Origin of the sequence: Sorangium sp. So ce321 (assembly GCF_051530195.1) — a bacterium.
In the GTDB taxonomy this organism is placed as follows: Bacteria; Myxococcota_A; Polyangia; order Polyangiales; family Polyangiaceae; genus Sorangium.
Window position 1 is genome coordinate 10,645,480 of the sequence record NZ_CP150329.1, and the last position, 16,960, is coordinate 10,662,439.

The 16,960-nt window shown below is 72.3% G+C and carries 16 protein-coding genes; 8 read left to right on the forward strand and 8 right to left on the reverse strand.

The window, feature by feature from the left end; all coding sequences use genetic code 11:
* Positions 1 to 304 precede the first annotated feature (304 nt).
* From WME89_RS39365 to WME89_RS39380, 4 genes are all read left to right on the forward strand, one after another.
* Complete coding sequence (locus tag WME89_RS39365; RefSeq protein ID WP_438004730.1) at positions 305 to 1,858, forward strand: protein kinase domain-containing protein; 1,554 nt, start codon at positions 305 to 307, stop codon at positions 1,856 to 1,858.
* Positions 1,849 to 2,859, forward strand: coding sequence for a tetratricopeptide repeat protein (locus tag WME89_RS39370; protein ID WP_438004731.1), 1,011 nt, complete (start codon positions 1,849 to 1,851; stop codon positions 2,857 to 2,859). Before WME89_RS39365 ends, WME89_RS39370 begins: the two co-directional genes overlap by 10 nt.
* 195 nt (positions 2,860 to 3,054) lie before the next feature.
* Positions 3,055 to 3,504 (forward strand): YciI family protein, encoded by a 450-nt coding sequence (locus tag WME89_RS39375; protein WP_438004732.1) that lies wholly within the window; start codon positions 3,055 to 3,057, stop codon positions 3,502 to 3,504.
* Between the two features lie 93 nt (positions 3,505 to 3,597).
* Entirely contained in the window at positions 3,598 to 4,881 is a 1,284-nt protein-coding gene (locus WME89_RS39380; protein ID WP_438004733.1) for an RNA polymerase sigma factor, read from the forward strand.
* Between the two features lie 123 nt (positions 4,882 to 5,004).
* Here WME89_RS39380 and WME89_RS39385 read toward each other — a convergent pair whose 3' ends face one another.
* Together WME89_RS39385 and WME89_RS39390 are read right to left on the reverse strand one after the other, a co-directional pair.
* Positions 5,005 to 5,832, reverse strand: coding sequence for a Uma2 family endonuclease (locus WME89_RS39385; protein ID WP_437619908.1), 828 nt, complete (start codon positions 5,830 to 5,832; stop codon positions 5,005 to 5,007).
* A gap of 107 nt (positions 5,833 to 5,939) precedes the next feature.
* Entirely contained in the window at positions 5,940 to 7,271 is a 1,332-nt protein-coding gene (locus WME89_RS39390; RefSeq protein WP_438004734.1) for an aminotransferase family protein, read from the reverse strand.
* A gap of 134 nt (positions 7,272 to 7,405) precedes the next feature.
* Here WME89_RS39390 and WME89_RS39395 point away from each other — a divergent pair, with 134 nt between their 5' ends.
* Positions 7,406 to 8,191 (forward strand): DUF481 domain-containing protein, encoded by a 786-nt coding sequence (locus WME89_RS39395; protein ID WP_438004735.1) that lies wholly within the window; start codon positions 7,406 to 7,408, stop codon positions 8,189 to 8,191.
* Between the two features lie 45 nt (positions 8,192 to 8,236).
* Here the strand turns inward: WME89_RS39395 and WME89_RS39400 are convergent, their stop codons facing one another.
* On the reverse strand, positions 8,237 to 8,560 hold the full coding sequence (locus WME89_RS39400; RefSeq protein WP_438004736.1) for a hypothetical protein: 324 nt from the start codon (positions 8,558 to 8,560) through the stop codon (positions 8,237 to 8,239).
* 377 nt (positions 8,561 to 8,937) lie between these two features.
* Entirely contained in the window at positions 8,938 to 10,149 is a 1,212-nt protein-coding gene (locus tag WME89_RS39405; RefSeq protein ID WP_438004737.1) for a pectate lyase family protein, read from the reverse strand.
* 644 nt (positions 10,150 to 10,793) lie between these two features.
* On the opposite strand from WME89_RS39405, the gene WME89_RS39410 reads away from it, so the two are divergent.
* Positions 10,794 to 11,633 (forward strand): phytase, encoded by an 840-nt coding sequence (locus WME89_RS39410; RefSeq protein ID WP_438004738.1) that lies wholly within the window; start codon positions 10,794 to 10,796, stop codon positions 11,631 to 11,633.
* Positions 11,634 to 11,687: 54 nt separating this feature from the next.
* On the opposite strand, the gene WME89_RS39415 is transcribed toward WME89_RS39410, so the two are convergent.
* On the reverse strand, positions 11,688 to 12,257 hold the full coding sequence (locus tag WME89_RS39415; protein WP_437304061.1) for a sugar O-acetyltransferase: 570 nt from the start codon (positions 12,255 to 12,257) through the stop codon (positions 11,688 to 11,690).
* Between the two features lie 280 nt (positions 12,258 to 12,537).
* Here WME89_RS39415 and WME89_RS39420 point away from each other — a divergent pair, with 280 nt between their 5' ends.
* A complete protein-coding gene (locus tag WME89_RS39420) occupies positions 12,538 to 12,960 on the forward strand; it encodes a Nif11 family protein (protein WP_438004739.1) in 423 nt (140 codons plus the stop codon).
* 211 nt (positions 12,961 to 13,171) lie between these two features.
* Positions 13,172 to 14,515 carry a cytochrome P450 gene (locus WME89_RS39425; RefSeq protein ID WP_438004740.1) on the forward strand — a complete coding sequence of 448 codons (1,344 nt, stop codon included), beginning with the start codon at positions 13,172 to 13,174 and terminating at the stop codon, positions 14,513 to 14,515.
* A gap of 16 nt (positions 14,516 to 14,531) precedes the next feature.
* Here WME89_RS39425 and WME89_RS39430 read toward each other — a convergent pair whose 3' ends face one another.
* From WME89_RS39430 to WME89_RS39440, 3 genes are all read right to left on the reverse strand, one after another.
* On the reverse strand, positions 14,532 to 14,666 hold the full coding sequence (locus tag WME89_RS39430; RefSeq protein WP_438004741.1) for a hypothetical protein: 135 nt from the start codon (positions 14,664 to 14,666) through the stop codon (positions 14,532 to 14,534).
* Between the two features lie 160 nt (positions 14,667 to 14,826).
* Positions 14,827 to 16,026, reverse strand: coding sequence for a threonine--tRNA ligase (gene thrS / locus WME89_RS39435; RefSeq protein ID WP_438004742.1), 1,200 nt, complete (start codon positions 16,024 to 16,026; stop codon positions 14,827 to 14,829).
* A gap of 308 nt (positions 16,027 to 16,334) precedes the next feature.
* The gene (locus tag WME89_RS39440; protein ID WP_438004743.1) at positions 16,335 to 16,946 is read right to left on the reverse strand and encodes a hypothetical protein; all 612 of its coding nucleotides are present in this window, start codon (positions 16,944 to 16,946) and stop codon (positions 16,335 to 16,337) included.
* Positions 16,947 to 16,960 lie beyond the last annotated feature (14 nt).

Below are 16,960 nucleotides of genomic sequence, written 5' to 3' on the forward strand. Positions count from 1 at the left end.
CGGCTCGACCTGCACAGCTCACACAAAGCCTTGTTCAACTGCCCCGGAGGCGGGAGCGAAGCAGGCGACTGCACGATGGACGATGTCCTGTCAGTCGGCTCCAGATCTCCGGGTGGCGATGGCCGGTCGCGCCCTTCGGACCGGCGACTGCCGCCGGTGAGCCGCGAGGCTCCCCCGCGAGGAGCCGCCGCCGTCCAGGTGCGGCGCCGCGCCCGCCGTCGCGGCGCCGCCGGCACGCCCCTCCCCTGCGGTCCGCCCGCCTCTTGTACTCGGCACCACCCCCCAGCTACGCTCTCCTCGCACCATGCAGCAGCAGCAACCCGGGCCCGCCGGCGTCCCCGTTCCGGGTGACGTCCTCGCGGGCAAGTACCGCATCGAGCGCGTCCTCGGCGTCGGCGGTATGGGTGTGGTGCTCGCGGCCTGGCACCTCGTCCTGGAGCGGCGGGTCGCCGTCAAGTTCCTCCTCCCGGAGGCCGCCGCGCTCCCTGACGCCGGCGCCCGCTTCCTCCGCGAGGCCCGCGCCGCCGCCGCGCTCGACGGACAGCACATCGCGCGCGTCATCGACGTCGGCACGCTCGACTCGGGCGCGGCCTACATGGTGCTGGAGTACCTGACCGGCGACGATCTCGGCCACGTGCTCCAGACCCGCGGCCCCCTCCCGCTCGTCGAGGCCGCCGACTACCTCCTCCAGGCCTGCGAGGCGCTCGCCGAGGCCCACGCGCGCGGCATCATCCACCGCGACCTCAAGCCGAAGAACCTGTTCCTCACCCGCCGCCCCGACGGGACTCCCCTCCTCAAGGTCCTCGACTTCGGCCTGTCGAAGGTCATCGCCACCGGCGACTCCGTGAAGGAAGCGAGCCTGACGGCGACGGGCCTCATCATGGGCTCCATCCACTACATGTCGCCCGAGCAGATTCGCAGCCTGAAATACGCGGATGTGCGCACGGACATCTGGGCCCTCGGCGTGATCCTGTATCGCATGCTCACGGGGCGACACCCGTTCGAGGGCGACAGCATCACCGCGGTCACGGCGGCCATCATGATGGATACGCCCACGTCCATCCTGGCCCTGCGTCCGGATCTGCCGCCGGCCGTCGGGGCGCTCGTGAGCCGGTGCCTCGTGAAGGACCCGACCGCCCGCGCCCAGAGCGTGGCCGAGATCGGCCGCGTGCTCGCGCCCTTCGGGTCGCAGCGCGCGAGGCTCTCGTTCGAGAGCATCGACCGGCTCCTGCCCGAGGCCACCGCCCGCGCCGGGTACCCGCCCGTGGCGGGCGCTCCCTCCGGGGCGCGCGGCGCGCTCGGCACCTCCTCGCCCTCGTGGGACGCAGCGCCCGGCGCGCCCGAGGCCACGACGGCCCCCATGCCGTTTCGCCCGGACATGACCTCATCGCCCGGGAGCGAGGCGGCGGGGGCGTCGCACGGGACGCTGCCCCACGCCTCCTGGGGCAACACCACGCGATCCCGCGCTCCGCGCAGCCGCGTGGCGCTGCTCGCCGGCGCCGCCGGCGCGCTCGTCCTGGCCGGGTTCGCCCTCGCGTGGCGGCTGACGGCGAGCGCGCCCGCGGACAGCAGCGCGCCCATGGCCTCCATCCCGGTGCCCGAGGCCGCGTCCACGTCCCCGGGCGCTCCCAGCCCGGCGACCGTGGAGCCCACCGTGGGCCCCGCGACGCCCGCGCCCGTCCCGCCGCCCACGGCGAGCCCGTCCGACGCCCCCACGACGAAGCCAGCACCATCGCCCGCGGCGCCGGCGCCGAAGCCGCGTGCGAGCGCCGCGACGTCATCCTCACCCAGGCCGATACCGTCAAAGACGACCACTCCGCAGAAGCAGCCCGTGGACCCGAGGAAGAAATGGGACTGAAGAAGCAAGCAAGAGTTCCCGCTGCGGGGCGTGGCGTCCTGTCGCTCGCCCTCGTCTGCGCCATGAGCCACGCGGCCGCCGCGCAGCCCAGCAATCCCAGGGCGGCCGACGCACAGGCGCTCTTCGAGCAGGGCCTCGCCGCGGCGGAGGCGCACGACTGCCCCCGTGCGATTCCGCTCTTCCGCAAGAGCCAGGAGACCTATCCGGCGCGCGGCACCCTGTACAACCTCGCCCTGTGCGAGAGGGAGATCGGCCAGGTGGCGAGCGCCTGGCGGCACCTCAAGGAGCTGCTGCCGCAGCTGGAGCCCGGCGACCCCCGCCTCCCCACCGCCAAGCAGGAGCTCACGTCGCTCGAGCCGCGCCTGCCCAGGCTGGTCCTGGAGCTCGCCCAGGGCGCGCCGGCGCCCGCGGAGCTGCTCCTCGATCGAGCCCCGCTGCCGCAGGCCAGCGTCGGCAGCGAGCTCCCGGTCGATCCCGGGGATCACGTGCTCGTCGTGAGATGGGCAGACGGCCGGCAGACCGAGACGCGCGTGTCGCTCCCGGAGAGCGCGCGCAAGGACGTCCGCATCGAGCCGCCCCCGGCCGCCGCCGCGCCGCCCCCGGCCTCCGTGCCGCCCGCGGCGCAGGCCCCCTCGCCTCCCCCGGACGCGCCCTCGACGCCCCCCTCCAGCGGCCGGCGCACGCTCGCCTTCGCGATCGGCGGCGTCGGCGCCGCGGCCCTGGGCGTGAGCCTCGTCACGGGCGGGCTCGCGCTCGGCACGAAGGGTGACCTCGAAGAGGAGTGTCCGACCCCCTCGCGGTGCAGCGATGACGGCATGTCCCTCAGCTCACGGGGTCAGACGCTCACCACCACGAGCACCGTGCTCGGCGCCGTCGGGCTCGTCGGGCTCGGCGCTGGCGTGGTGCTCCTCCTGACCGCACCAGCGCAGGGCACCTCGGTCGCCCTCACGCCCGCGATCCTGCCCGGCGGCGGCGGCGCGCTGCTGCGCAGCCGCTTCTGAGCTCCTCGCCCGCGCGACGGGCGCACAAACAGAAATTTTTCAAACATTTCGGTCACTTAGAGGCGCCGCAAAAAAAGATCGCCCGGCGTGTCGATCCCACCGACCCCCGTTCGTCGTGACGATGAAGCCAGGGTTCGACCCCCGCCGGAGCCTCCCCCGAGGCCCACCCCAACCCGGAAGCAAGGAGACACGACCATGCGATTCATGATCCTGATCAAGGCCACCAAGGACAGCGAAGCGGGCGTCATGCCGAGCGAGCAGCTCCTCACCGAGATGGGGAAGTTCAACGAGGAGCTGGTCAAGGCCGGCGTGATGGTCGCGGGCGACGGGCTCCACCCGAGCGCGAAGGGCGCGCGCGTCAGGTTCTCGGGCGACAAGCGGACCGTGATCGACGGGCCCTTCGCCGAGACCAAGGAGCTGATCGCCGGCTTCTGGATCTGGGAGGTGAAGTCGAAGGAAGAGGCCATCGCGTGGGTGAAGCGCTGCCCCAACCCGATGCTCGAGGACTCCGAGGTCGAGATTCGCCAGGTGTTCACGGCGGACGACTTCGGCCCCATGCTCACGCCCGAGCTCAGGGAGCAGGAGGAGCGCCTGCGCGCGCAGACCGAGGAGCGCCTGCGCGCGGAGTCGTCCGGAAAGCAGTAGCCGCGGCGCGCCCGGGGCTCGCGCCGGCGGGGGGCCTGCCCCGGCGGCGGACGGGGCTTGCGGCGGCGGAGGAAGGTGCTCTGATCGGTCGCCGTGACGGCCCCCGATGTGCACCGCGCGATCCACGCGGTCTTCCGGATCGAGTCGGCCCGGCTCATCGCCGGGCTCGCGCGGATGGTGCGCGACGTCGGCCTCGCCGAGGAGCTCGCGCAGGACGCGCTCGTCACCGCGCTCGAGCGGTGGCCGGGGTCGGGGGTCCCGGACAACCCGGGCGCGTGGCTCATGGCCACCGCGAAGCGCCGCGCGATCGACGAGCTCCGCCGGAACAAGCGGCTCGAGCGCAAGCACGAGGAGCTCGGCCACGAGATCGAGGCCCAGCGCGCGCAGGCCGCGCCGGATCTGGACGCCGCGCTCGACGACGACGTCGGCGACGACCTCCTGCGCCTCGTGTTCACGGCGTGCCACCCGGTCCTCTCGACCGAGGCGCAGGTGGCGCTCACGCTCCGCCTGCTCGGCGGCCTGACGACCGAGGAGATCGCGCGCGCGTTCCTGGTCCCGGAGCCGACCGTCGCGCAGCGCATCGTCCGCGCAAAGCGCGCCCTCGCCGAGGCGCGCGTCCCCTTCGAGGTCCCCCGCGGGGAGGAGCTCGCGCCCCGCCTGTCGTCGGTGCTCCAGGTCATCTACCTCGTCTTCAACGAGGGCTACTCGGCGACCGCCGGCGACGACTGGATGCGACCCGCGCTCTGCGAGGACGCGCTCCGCCTCGGCCGCATCCTGGCCGAGCTCGTCCCGAAGGAGCCGGAGGTCCACGGCCTCGTCGCGCTCATGGAGATCCAGGCCTCGCGCTCCAGGGCGCGGGTCGGCCCGTCGGGAGAGCCCATCCTGCTCCTGGATCAGAACCGCGCGCGCTGGGATCACCTCCTGATCCGCCGTGGCCTCGCGGCGCTCGAGCGCGCCGGGGCGCTCGGCGGCGCGCTCGGGCCGTACGCGCTCCAGGCCGCGATCGCCGCCTGCCATGCGCGCGCGCGCGCCGCGGAGGAGACGGACTGGGCGCGCATCGCGGCGCTGTACGCGGCGCTCGCGCGGATCGCGCCGTCGCCGGTCGTCGAGCTGAACCGCGCCGTGGCGCTGTCGATGGCGTTCGGCCCGGCCGCGGGCCTCGCCGTCGTCGACGCGCTGAGCTCGGAGCGCTCGCTCGAGAACTACCACCTCCTGCCGAGCGTGCGCGGCGACCTGCTCGCGAAGCTCGGCCGCCTCGGCGAGGCCCGCGCCGAGTTCGAGCGCGCGGCGTCGCTCACGCGCAACGCGCGCGAGCGCGAGCTGCTCCTCGGGCGCGCCGCCGAGTGCGCCCGCAGCTCGGCGCCGCCGCCGCGGTGACGTGGGGCGCGGCGTCCCGGGGCGATCCAGGAAGACGCGGCCCGCCGCGGGGGAAGACGCAGCCCGCCGGGGACGCAGCCGGGGAAGACGCGGCCCGCCGCGGAGGAAGACGCGGCCGCCGGATCAGCCTCGATCGACCGCCGCTGCGAACGCCGCCCCGCTCGCCGCCGTGGCCGCGCTGGTCAGCCACCGCCCGAGCGCCGCCGGCTCCTCGCACGCGAGCACCCGCGCCTGCACCGCCTCGGGCACCGCGATCCCCCGCGCCGAGAGCACCGCGAGGATCGCGCGCGCCTGGGTGCGCGCCTGGGTGCGCGCCTGCACCCACTCGTCCGTGAACCGCGACGCGTCGCGCTCCTCGAACAGCGCCGCGACGGGCACGGCGCCGAGGCCGTGCTTGCCCAGCTCCGGCAGGAGCGGCACGTCCGCGCCCGGCCGGTAGGTGATCGACGCCGTCCCCGGCCGCACGACCTCGAGCTCTCGCCGCTCCGCGTGCGCTATCCACACCCACGGCCACTCGTGCTCCAGGTAGAGCTTCACCTTCTCCTCGAGGTAACGCCTCGACTGCGTCCCCCGGATCTCCACGGCCAGCAACGGGGTGCCGCGGTAAGCGTCGTTCCGGGGCGACGAGAGATCGCCCACGACCACCACGTCCGGCGCCCGGAGCGACGGCCCCCCGGGGTCGCTGAGGTCGCAGTAGACGTCCGTCATCACCGTGAACCCCTCGCGCGCGTGCGTGCGGAAGAGGGCGGCGAGCAGGGCCATCACGATGCCGTGGATATCCTTGCTCCCCATCTGCTCTATCAGCTCCCCGCGGTGCAGCTCCCACGGGCTGCCGTCGTAACAGTCGGCCTCCGTCCCCAGCCGGCGGCCGGTCGGGCCGAAGTCCCGCAGCTCGATCGGCCCCGTGTTCCGGGGCGGACGGGGCTGCAAGCCGTTCGTACGTGCCGTCATGGTGCGAGCATAGCACGCATCGCGAGCGCTCCTGCCCGGCGCGCCCGCGTCGACCAGGGACATGCCGGCGGACAGCCAGCCAGAGGCCGCCTCGCCCGCGGAGCGCCTCAGGCCGCGAGCTTCTGATCCGCCACGTCGAGCGCCGCGTCGAGCGCCGCGATGCCCTCGTCGATCTCCGCCTCGCTGATGATGAGCGGCGGCGCCACGAGCAGGTGGCTCACCCACCCCATGACGGACACCCCGCGCTTCGCCGCCTCGGCGACCACCGCGTCGACCACCAGCGGCCGCCGGGCCGCCTTGTCCTGCGGGACGTTGAACGGCTCCTTCGTCGCGCGGTCCTTCACGAGCTCCACCGCCCAGAACAGGCCGAGCCCGCGCACGTCGCCGATCGAGGGGTGCTTCTCCTTCAGGGCGCGGAGCTTCTCGCCCACGATCTCACCCATCTTCGTCGAGCGGTTGAGGAGGTCCAGCCGGCGATACTCGTCGATCGCGGCGATCACCGGGGCCAGCGTGAGCGGGTGGGCCTCGTAGGTGTGGCCGTGAGCGAACACGTTGTCATCGAAGTAGTCCGCGATCGCGCGGGAGGTCGCGACGACCCCGAGCGGCGCGGCCGCGTTCGTCACGCCCTTCGCGGTCGTCAGGATGTCCGGCACCACGCCCCAGTGATCGACGGCAAACCACTTTCCGGTCCTGCCCCAGCCGCTCATCACCTCGTCCGCGATGAGGAGCACGCCGCGCTTCCGCGCGACCTCCGCGATCCTCGGCAGGTACTCGGCCGGCGGGATGAGGACGCCGTTCGTGCCCACGATCGGCTCGACGAGCACCGCCGCCACGTTCTCCTCGTGGTCGATCATGTAGGCCAGGTAGTCGGCGCACGCGACGCCGCACTCGGGGTAGCTCCGGCCGAGCGGACAGCGGTAGCAGTTCACCTCCGGGCCGAACACGACGCCCGGGATCTTGCCCGTCGGCTCGATGAACCAGCGGCGGAAGTCGCCGGTCGCCGCGACCGAGCCCGCCGTCGAGCCGTGGTACGACGTGTAGCGCGCGATGATCTTGTGCTTGCCCGTGTAGAGGCGCGCCATCTTGAACGCCGCCTCGTTCGCCTCCGTGCCCGACGTCGCGAAGAAGAACTTGTCGAGCCCCTTCGGCATCACCTCGAGGAGCTTCTGCGCCGCCCTGGCCCGCACCTCGCACGTGTGCGCCGGGCTGATGTAGGCGAGCTGCCTCGCCTGCGCGCAGATGGCCTCGATCACGGCCTCGTTCTGGTGGCCGAGGTTCGAGCAGATGAGCTGGGAGGACAGGTCCAGGTAGCGCTTGCCGGACGCGTCCCAGAAGGCGCAACCCTCCGCGCGGGTGACGTGGATCGGCTTCCAGCCGCGCTGGGCGCGCCAGGTGCCGTACGTGTGCTTCGTGGTCAGCTCGACGATGTCATCGCTCATGGCAACCTTCGCGGTTCGAGGAGGCGCCCAGCGTAGAGGGTGATCCGACCTCCTCGCACGCGAATTTCCCCGGAGCCGCTCGCCCGCTCCCGCGCGCTCGCCGCGCGGCGCGCGATCGCCTAAAACGGAGGGCCGTGATCCGTCCTTATGGCCTCGCTTGCACGTTGCTCGCCCTCGCGCTCGCGCTCCTCGCCTCTCCGGCGAGCGCCCAGATCGTCAATGTCCACCCGCTGATCGCGGCGAACGGGGGCAAGGACGGGTTCGCCATCGCCGTCGAGGGCTCGGCCGACGTCCGGACCGGCAACACGCGGCTCATCGCGCTCTCCGGCAGCGCCATCGCGGGATACCGCGCCCGGCGGCACCAGGCCTTCCTCATGACGCGCGCCGAGTTCTCCGAGGAGAACGGCGAGCCGATCGTGAACAAGGACCTCGAGCACCTCCGCTACCGGCTCGCGATCACGGGGCCGCTCGAGGGCGAGGTGTTCGTCCAGCACGACCGCGACGACTTCCGGCGGCTCGCGCTGCGGGCGCTCGTCGGCGCCGGGCCGCGGCTCCGGGTCGCGCCCTTCGAGGGCTTCGAGGCCGCCGTCAGCGTGGCGCTCCTGCTCGAGCACGAGCAGCTCGCGGTGGGCCCGGAGCCGGACGCGGGCCAGCGCGTGACCGACGCGCGGCTGTCGGCGTATCTCGTGCTCTCGTCGTCGGTCACGCCCCACCTCAAGCTCGGCAACACCTTCTATCTCCAGCCGCGGCTCGGCCGCGCCGGGGACGTGCGCGTGCTCAGCGAGACATCGATCCTCGCCGCGGCGACGAAGCACCTCTCGCTCAAGGTGTCGTTCAGCTCGGCGTACGACGCCGAGCCGCCGGCGGGCGTCCTCCCGCTCGACGCGACGCTGAAGAGCACGCTGCAGGTAAGCTTCTGAGCCGCCTCGCGGCGGCGCGCGGCCCGACCGGCGCCGCCGGTACCCTCAGGGCGCGGCCCCGCCCTCCGCCTGCGCCACGTCCCGGAGGCGGGCGACGCGGTACTCGAGCCGGGAGATGACGTCCTCCTTCGTCGCGCCCTCGCCCACGTCCATCAGCACCTTCTGACACATCGCGCACATCTCCAGGAGGTGGGACCGGAGGCCCTCGGGGGTGCACTTCCCGCTCCTCAGCTCGTCGAGCCGCCTCGAGAGACCCGCCGTCTCGTGGCCTGCCTGGGCCGGATCCCCGGCGGCCGCCGGGTCGTTCCAGCGCGCCGAGCTGGCCTCGCACAAGAAACACGCACCACCTTCGATAGGTTTTTGCAGCATGGCTCTCCTCGCGCCTCCTCGCGCCGTGGGTCTGGAAGGACATCCTGGAGCCGCTCGCCCGGATCACAAGCCGTCCAGGTCTCCGCCGTGTGCCGGGGAGCGGGCCGAGGCCGATGAGCCCGCCGCAGCGCCGGCGCGATGGGCGGCGGGGTGAGCCGCACGCCGAAGGCGCTCGGCGGCTCCGCGGTGACGATCCACCTCGACCTGCCCGAGGTCGATGCGACCTGGGAGCGTGCGCTCGAGGCTGGGAGCGCGCGCTCGAGGCGGGCGCGACGGTCGAGCTGCCGCTCGGGGACATGTCCTGGGGCGCGGGGATAGCCCAGGCCGGCGCTCCCTGACAAGGTGGCTCCTCCGGCCACCAGGTGACGGGGACGCGGCTACTCCATCCCGGTCAGCTTCCCTGCGCCAGCCTGGCTCATGACCATGGCCGGGATGTCGGCCGCCGGATCAGGGGTGGTGGCGTAGTACGTCCCCGGGTCGAACCCTCTCCCGTTCTCGACGCCTCCGTGCAGCGTCTCGCCCACGATGTTGGTGTCTGTCCATGTCAGATCCGTCCCGCCGTAGTCCTTGGAGGTGCGCTTGACGACATCGACGTAGTTGCCGTCCGCGTGCACGGAGGCGCCCGTACCGACGCCGATGAAGTAGTCGTTGATCTCGTTCGCGAAGTTGTTGAAGACGTGCGCCTGGCCGAACCGCACGCGTGGGTTCCGCTGGATGGTGTGGTCGAGCCAGTTGTGATGGTAGGTGACGTGCAGGCGCCCGGTGTCCTGCGGGCCGTTGCTGTCGTCGTGGCCCAGCAACATGGTCTTGTCCGTCTCCACGAAGTGGTTCCACGAGACCGTCACCCAGTCCGACCCGCGCTTGACGTCGACGGAGCCGTCGTAGCTCTTGTAAAACGTGTTGTGATCCACCCACACGTGGTGCGAGTAGCACTGCACGTTGATCGAGTCGTCCGTCGAGTTGATGAACGTCAGGTTGCGGATGACGACGTTGGAGATGGGCGTGAAGAGCGATGCCTTGTCGGGATCGCACGTGACGCCGTGAGCGGCGACAAGGTCTGGCGTCCAGCCGTTGACGTCGAGGCCGAAGCCGTCGATCGTCGCGCTCGCGCCCAGGCCGATGATGGTCTTGTTGGAGCCCACGTCCAGCATCTCCACGCCCCCGGGGCCGGCGATGGTGCCCGAGACCCGGATCACCCTCGGGGTGTGGTCGCCCACGGCGGCGGCCAGCTCCGCGTAGGAGGTCACGGTCACGACCTCGCCGCCGGCGCCGCCGGTCGTGGTGTCCAGGCCATCGGCGCTGTAGGCCGCGAAGCCCACCAGGGTGGGGTCTCCATCCGAGCCGCCGCCCGTGGAGGACGTGCCCGAACCGCCGCCCGACGAGGCGCCCGAGCCGCCGCCCGACGAGGCGCCCGAGCCGCCGCCCGACGAGGCGCCGATGCCGGACGAAGCGCCGGAGCCGTCGCCCGAGGAAGATCCGTTATCGGGACTGCCGCTCGACGAGGAGCCGCCCGGAGCGACGCCGCCTCCAGGGTCGGGCTCCGTGCCGTCGTCCGTCGCGCTCTGGCCGCAGGCGGCGAGGAGCGTCACGCATCCGAGCGCCACCGCTGCTGCGCGCAGCGTCGGCCTCCTCGTTGCGACATCAAGCTGAGACCTGGAATGATGGATGCTCACGGGTTCCCTCTCAAGCAAAGCGCCTCATCGGCAGATCGATGAAATCGAGCGCCGAGCGGCTCCTTGCACACGGCGATCCAGCGCCGTGCGATGGACCGTCCGGCGAGGCTTCCTGTCGGTCGGGATGGGAACGATCTCGGGGCTGCTCGCCGGATGGGCGCCCAGGAGCTCTGTCAACCGGCGCTTGACACGGGTTGACGCCTGCGGTTGACAGCCGCGCGCGGGCCGGGCTCATCGTGGCCCATCCGCGCGGGGCCGGCTCAGGGGCGAGGCGAGCTGACGGCCTCCGCGCGGGTCGGGGGCTGCTCGAAGGACGTGGGCGCGAACAGCGCTGCCCACGGAACCGCCGGCCCGTTCACGGGGAGCACACCCAAAGTTCATGCGGCCGTGGCGCGTCGAGCGCGCCGCGCGTCTTTCCGAGCCAGTTCGTTCAGCCTTCCTCGCTCCAGCCGACCGGCGAGTCGCCCGGGGTCCACGACAACGACCTGGATGACCAGAACACCGCCTACGGGCTCGCGCTCCACCGCCTCGAGGACGACGATGACGGATACCGCGCCTTCGTGACGCAGCGCAACCGCAGCGTCGTCGCCGAGCTCGCGCTGTACGCCGCCGGCAACGGCGAGGTGTCCTACAGCAGGGTGCGCGAGCTCCGGTTCAACCCGGTCTTCACCGTGCCGGGAGCGAGCGCCGGGAGCCCGTCGATCCAGTGGACGCCCTGCCGCGAGGAGCCCGAGAGCGATCCTCAGTTCGAGGGGCTCGCGGTCGACCAGCGGGAGGGCGTGCTGTTCGCCGCGCAGGAGGTGGTCGGCGTCTGGCGCGTGCCGCTCAACGACGCGTTGCCGGCCACCGTCACCGTGCCGGCGAGCCGGCTTGTCGAGCGGGCCCGCTCGTTCGGGGAGCCGTGGTGGGCTGTCCCCGACGACGGCGAGTACGCCTGCGATGACTCGGCGCCGGGCACGCCGGTCGCCGGGACGATCGCGGCGCCCGGCAACCCCTCGGCCGGCGGGCTGCACCTGGAGCGGGACGTCGAGGGGCTGGCGATCTACTACGGCGAGGACGAAGAGGGATATCTGCTCGTGTCGAGCCAGGGCGACGACACGTTTCACGTGTACGACCGGGAAGACCCGACGGACCATATCGCCGCTTTCCAGGTCGAGGGCACCGGCGAGACCAACGGCCATGACGTCGTGAACGTGCCCGCGGGCAGCGACTTCCCGCACGGCCTCTTCGTCGTCCAGAACGGGCAGGCCAGCGGGCCTTCGTCGGAGGCTCCGATCAACGGGTTCGACTACGACGGCTCGACGCAGTTCAAGCTCCTCGGCTGGGAGGACATCGCGGACGAGCTGGACCTCGACGTCGAGGAGGACGAGTACGATCCTCGCGATCCGCACGACGACTGAGGCGCGTCGCCCGGCCCCCGTCGCGGCGAGCGAGCGCGGCGCTGGCCGCTCGCCTCATGCCCCCTGCGGCTCGACGAGCTGGCGCACCACCCGGCACGGGTTGCCGGCGGCGAACACGTTGGCCGGGATGTCCCGGGTGACCACGCTGCCGGCGCCGATCACCGTGCCGGCGCCGATGCGCACGCCGGGGCAGAGGATCGCGCCGCCGCCGATCCACACGTCGGAGCCGATCTCCACGGGGCGCGAGAACTCCACCCCTGTGCGCCGCTCGGCGGCGGACATCGGGTGGTTCACGGTGTAGATCTGCACCGCCGGGCCGAACAGGACGTTGTCGCCGATGCGCACCGGGCCGACGTCGAGGACCACGCAGTTGAAGTTGAAGAACACCCGCTCGCCCAGCGAGATGTTGGTGCCGTAGTCGCAGTAGAACGGCGGCTCGATCCAGGCGACGACGGGCGCGCCGAACAGCTCCTGGATCAGGCGGGCGCGCTCGTCCTGCTGCTCGTCGCGGGTGGCGTTCAGCGCCTGACACAGGTCGCGCGCGCGGCGCCGCTCGGCGGTCAGCTGGGGGTCGCGGAAGTCGTACAGCTCGCCCGCCAGCATCTTTTCCTTCTCGGTCTTCATCGTCTTCCCTTGTCCGTGAGCATGCGCCGGAAGTACCGCGCCCCGCGCGACCGGTCCAGGGAGAGCGCTGCGCGGGTTGCGCGGGATCTCGCGCAACCCACGCGCGACTCGCGCAGCCGCGCGCGCAACCGGCGCCGCGAGAGCGACGATTCCCGGCCATCTCGCGCGCTCGCGGCGCTGGCGCGGGACCTGCTGTGAGGGGGAGTGACGGCGGACGGCGCGCGGGGCGCCACCGCCGCCGCCCCGTGACCTCGGGCGGCCCGAAGGAGAACTCATCACCATGAACGAACAGCTCGCGACGACCGGTTTCTCTCGCATGGACCAGGGAACGAAGGCAGGAGACGTGAACAGGAGCGACGCGCGCGCGTTCCTGGCGCAGGTCGAGGTGGACGAGCGCCTCGCCGAGAAGATGGCGGAGGCGGACGGGGACATGACGCGCATCCTCGCGATCGCCGCCGAGGCGGGGTGTGCGTGCACCGCGCAGGAGCTCGCGAGGGCCTATGAGGAGCACGTGCGCGCCGAGCCCGGCGACTCGGCCTACGACTTCGGATATCCGGTGATCTACCTGAGCCTCCGCGCGCCCTCGGATCTCAGCCACGCGGCGGTGTACCTGAGCCTCCGCGCGCCCTCGGATCTCAGCCACGCGGCGGTGTACCTGAGCCTCCGCGCGCCCTCGGACGCCGGCCGCCCGATGCCCTCCTGAACGACCCGCGCGCGCCCTCGAGCGCGGAAACGCTATCGGTCCGACCCGACCTCCGAGGCGAGCCTCGGGTCGGGCCGCCGGCGTCCGCTCCCTCGAGAGCGCGCGAGCCGGACGGCGACTCCCACCACCGCGGACGCGGCCCGCGGCGCCGTCCTCGCGATCTCACCACCTTGCGTGCAAACCACGTTGAGCGCTCTCAGGAGGATTTTCCATGAGCTCATCCCCCGGTCCCAAAGGGCACCCGCTGCACGGCTCCTGGCCGGAGTTCCGCGCGGATCCCCTCGCATTCCTGCTCGATGGCACGCTGGCGCACGGCGATTTCTTCCGGTTCCGGCTGGGGCTGCAGCAGTGCTTTGCCGTCTCGGATCCGGCCGCGATCCAGAAGGTGTTCTCGGACCGGGAAGGCTTCACCGACAAGACGCCGCCGCACCGGATGCAGGACGCCTATCCGCGGAGCGTCGCCCGCCTGGAGGGGAGCGAGCACCTCGAGCGCCGGAGGGCGCTCGCGCCGGCGTTTCAGCGGGAGGCGCTCCTCGCGCGCGCCGAGGGCGCCGCGCGCGTCGTGCGCGGGGCGCTCGGGCGGCTGCACACCGGCGAGGCGCGCGCGGCGCTGCCGGTGCTCGAGGACGTCGCCCTGCGGAGCGCGTCGATGCTGCTCCTCGGCGACGCGGGAGAGCGGGTCGTGGAGCACATCGCGACCGAGCTGCCGCGCGTGGAGGCGTGGCTCGGGCACGCCGCAGACGACGAGGCGGCCTACGACCAGGCGAGAGAGGCGCTGGCGGCGTCGATCAGGGAGGCGGCGGAGCACCGCCGGGCCGCAGGGAGCCCCGGTACCCCCGACCTGCTGGACCCGCTCGTGCGCGCCGTGGACGCCGGGCAGATGGACGAGCAGGCCATGATCGACGAGATCGTGATGATGCTGGTGACGCACGTGCCGACGGCCGCTGCCTCGGCCTGGGCGCTCCACGAGCTCGCGCTGCGCCCGGAGGTGCGGAGCAGCCTCGAGGAGGAGCTCGACGCGACCGGCGCGCACGGCGCCGAGGTGGAGCGCGCCTCGCTGCTCTCCGCGGTGGTGCTGGAGACGCTGCGGCTGCACCCGCCGGTATGGGTGCTGGCGCGCGAGGCGCGGAGGGAGTTCCGCCATGGCCCGCACGCGGTGAGCGCCGGCAACGAGGTGCTCGTGAGCCCTTATGTCATGCAGCGGCTCCCGCGGTACTGGAAGCGTCCGGAGGCGTTCCTGCCGGAGCGCTTCCTGCCGGGCTCACCGTGGCACGAGGACCGCCCGTCGGCGGCGTTCCTGCCGTTCGGGCTCGGCATCCGGAAGTGCATCGGCGAGCGGACGGCCATCCTGCAGATGAAGCTGATGCTGGCCGCGCTGGTGCGGGAGTTCCGGTTCGAGCTGCCCGCAGGGTACGAGGCGAGCGTCGGCGGACGGCGGCCGCTCGTGCCGCGGGATGGATTGCCGCTCGTCGTGGAGCGGCGCAGCAGGACGGATCGCTGGCTGCGGGGTGACGCGGTGGCCGCTGGTGCTGCCGGCTGCGCCTCGAGCCGGTGAGGCAGGCGAGCAGCGCTCAGGAGAGGCCCATGGGGCACCGCGCCGCCGGCGGCGCGGTGACGTCCCCGAGCGCCGGCTCCGCCTGGCTGCCCTGGACCGCGACAGCCCGGCGCTCCGCCGCGCGCCTTTCCCGCTCTCCTTCCATGATCATCGCCACTCGCCCGCTCGGCCCCATGGTGAGCCCCCGTCGCACGTGCCGGACGGGCGCCTGGCTCTCGAGCCGCAGCCGGGCCGGACGCTCGAGGGCGCCGGGGATCCGTACGACACGCGCGCCGGCGTCCGGTTCCGGAAGATCGCCGGCGCGCGCTCGATCAGGACCGCAGCTCGCTCCGCCGCACGATCTCGACGACCGCCTCGTCGAGCGGGAGCTCGCGCTGCTGTCCGCCCTCGCGCTCCCGGAGCGCCACGGAGCGGCGCTCGGCCTCGCGCTTGCCGACCACCGCGACAAGGGGGATCGCGGACGCGTGCGCGACGGCGATCTTCCGCGACAGCGAGTCGTCACCCGCGTCGAGGATCGCGCGCACCCCCTTCTGCTGGAGCCGCTGGAGGACCTCCTCGGCATAGGCGCGCTGCGCGTCTGTCACCGGCACGACGACGACCTGCTCGGGAGATAGCCAGAGCGGGAGCGCACCCCGGTAATGCTCGAGCAGGATGCCCAGGAAGCGCTCCACGCTGCCGAGCAGCGCGCGGTGCAGGATGGCTGGTCGGCGGCGCGCGCCCGACGCGTCGACATACGTGATGTCGAAGCGCTCCGGCAGCACGAGATCGAGCTGGATCGTCCCGCACTGCCAGCTCCGCCCGAGCCGGTCGCGCAGCACGAACTCGAGCTTGGGCCCGTAGAAGGCCCCTTCCCCGGGCTGCAGCCGGTACTCGAGCCCCGCGCTCGTCGCGGCGGCCGACAGCGCCGCCTCCGCCCGATCCCACACTTCGTCGCTCCCGGAGCGCTCGGCGGGGCGCGTCGAGAAGCCGACCACCATGTCGTCGAAGCCGAAGCCAGCATAGAAGTCGCGGAGCGCCCTCGCGAAGCGCGCGACCTCGGCCTCGATCTGCTCCTCGACACAGAAGATGTGGCCGTCGTCCTGAGTGAACTGCCGCAGGCGGAAGAGGCCGTGGAGCGTGCCGCTCGGCTCGTCCCTGTGCACCATCCCGAACTCGCCGATCCGCAGCGGGAGATCACGGTACGACGGCGCCATGCGCGCCACGATCTGCATGTGACCCGGGCAGTTCACGGGCTTGATGGCCGCGGCGTGATCCTCCTCGGACAGCCGGAACATGTTCGAGGAGAAATTGTCCCAGTGGCCGCTGGCCTTCCAGATCGCCTGGCGCAGGATCAGCGGCGTGCGGACCTCTCGATAGCTGTCGCGCATCATCTGGCGCCGGATCGCCTCCTCCAGGAGGCGATAGAGCGCGAAGCCGCGCGCGTGCCAGAACACCATGCCGGGCGCCTCCTCCTGGAAGTGGAACAGGTCGAGGCGCTGGCCTAGAGAACGATGATCGTCTTCGTCGAGCATGTCAGTCTCCGTCGGCGATGCCGGCCAGACGGAGCGCTCGATGCGACGTGCCCCGTCCGGATTTCCGGCGGGGCTTGGTTTCGTGTGCTCGTCAGTTCACCGCACGCACACGAGACCAATCCCGCCGCTGCGGGTGGTGGTCGTCGTGGTCGCGGTGAAACCAGAGTTCACGAGGACAGGTGTATCGCGCCGTGCATGGCTCGTCAAGCGGGACGTCTGCGTGGCTGCTTTACGGCGCTGCGGCTCGGTCAGGGGGCAGCCGGGCGGACATGGCACGGGCATCGAGCTTCGACGCGCGTCGACGCGTGTCAACGCGAGCGCGCCGGGGCGTCCGGCGCGAGGGCGGCGCCGGACAGGTGGCCAGCGAGGGCGCGGGACAGGAGCACCGCCCCGGTGAAGAGGTAGCCCGAGCAGGAACGGACGACATCGTAGGACCGGCCGATCAGCGGAGCGCTCCGGAGGATGTCCCCGAAGCTCCACATCTCCTCGTGGCGCGTGATCTGGAAGCGATCGCCCGCGTCGATCATGTCGAAATCGTAGGTAAGGATCATCCGCACGGGGGCCGCGCGGCGCGGGGACAGCCTCAGGTGCATGGTGCTGTCGACGAGGGCGCGGCCCGCGTGGCGCGGCTCGGAGAGCTGGACGTGCAGCTGGGAGATGTCGAGGTCGAAACGGGCGGCCCGGCGCGCCCCGGAGAGATCGACCCGGTACGTCTCGACCCCGCGCACGCGCCGCCATGGATTGACGAACTCGATACCTGGGGCCAGGTAGGGATAGACCTCCTTCTCCAGCGTCGCGGCCGGAACGCTCGTGTCGTACATGAGGAGCGCCAGCCGTCGGAAGCGCTTCTCGAGGTCGGCGAGCCCGAGGCGCGGCAGCGTGGGGATCGTGAACGGGAGGCAGTTCACTTTTGTCGCCATGTCGTGACTCTCCA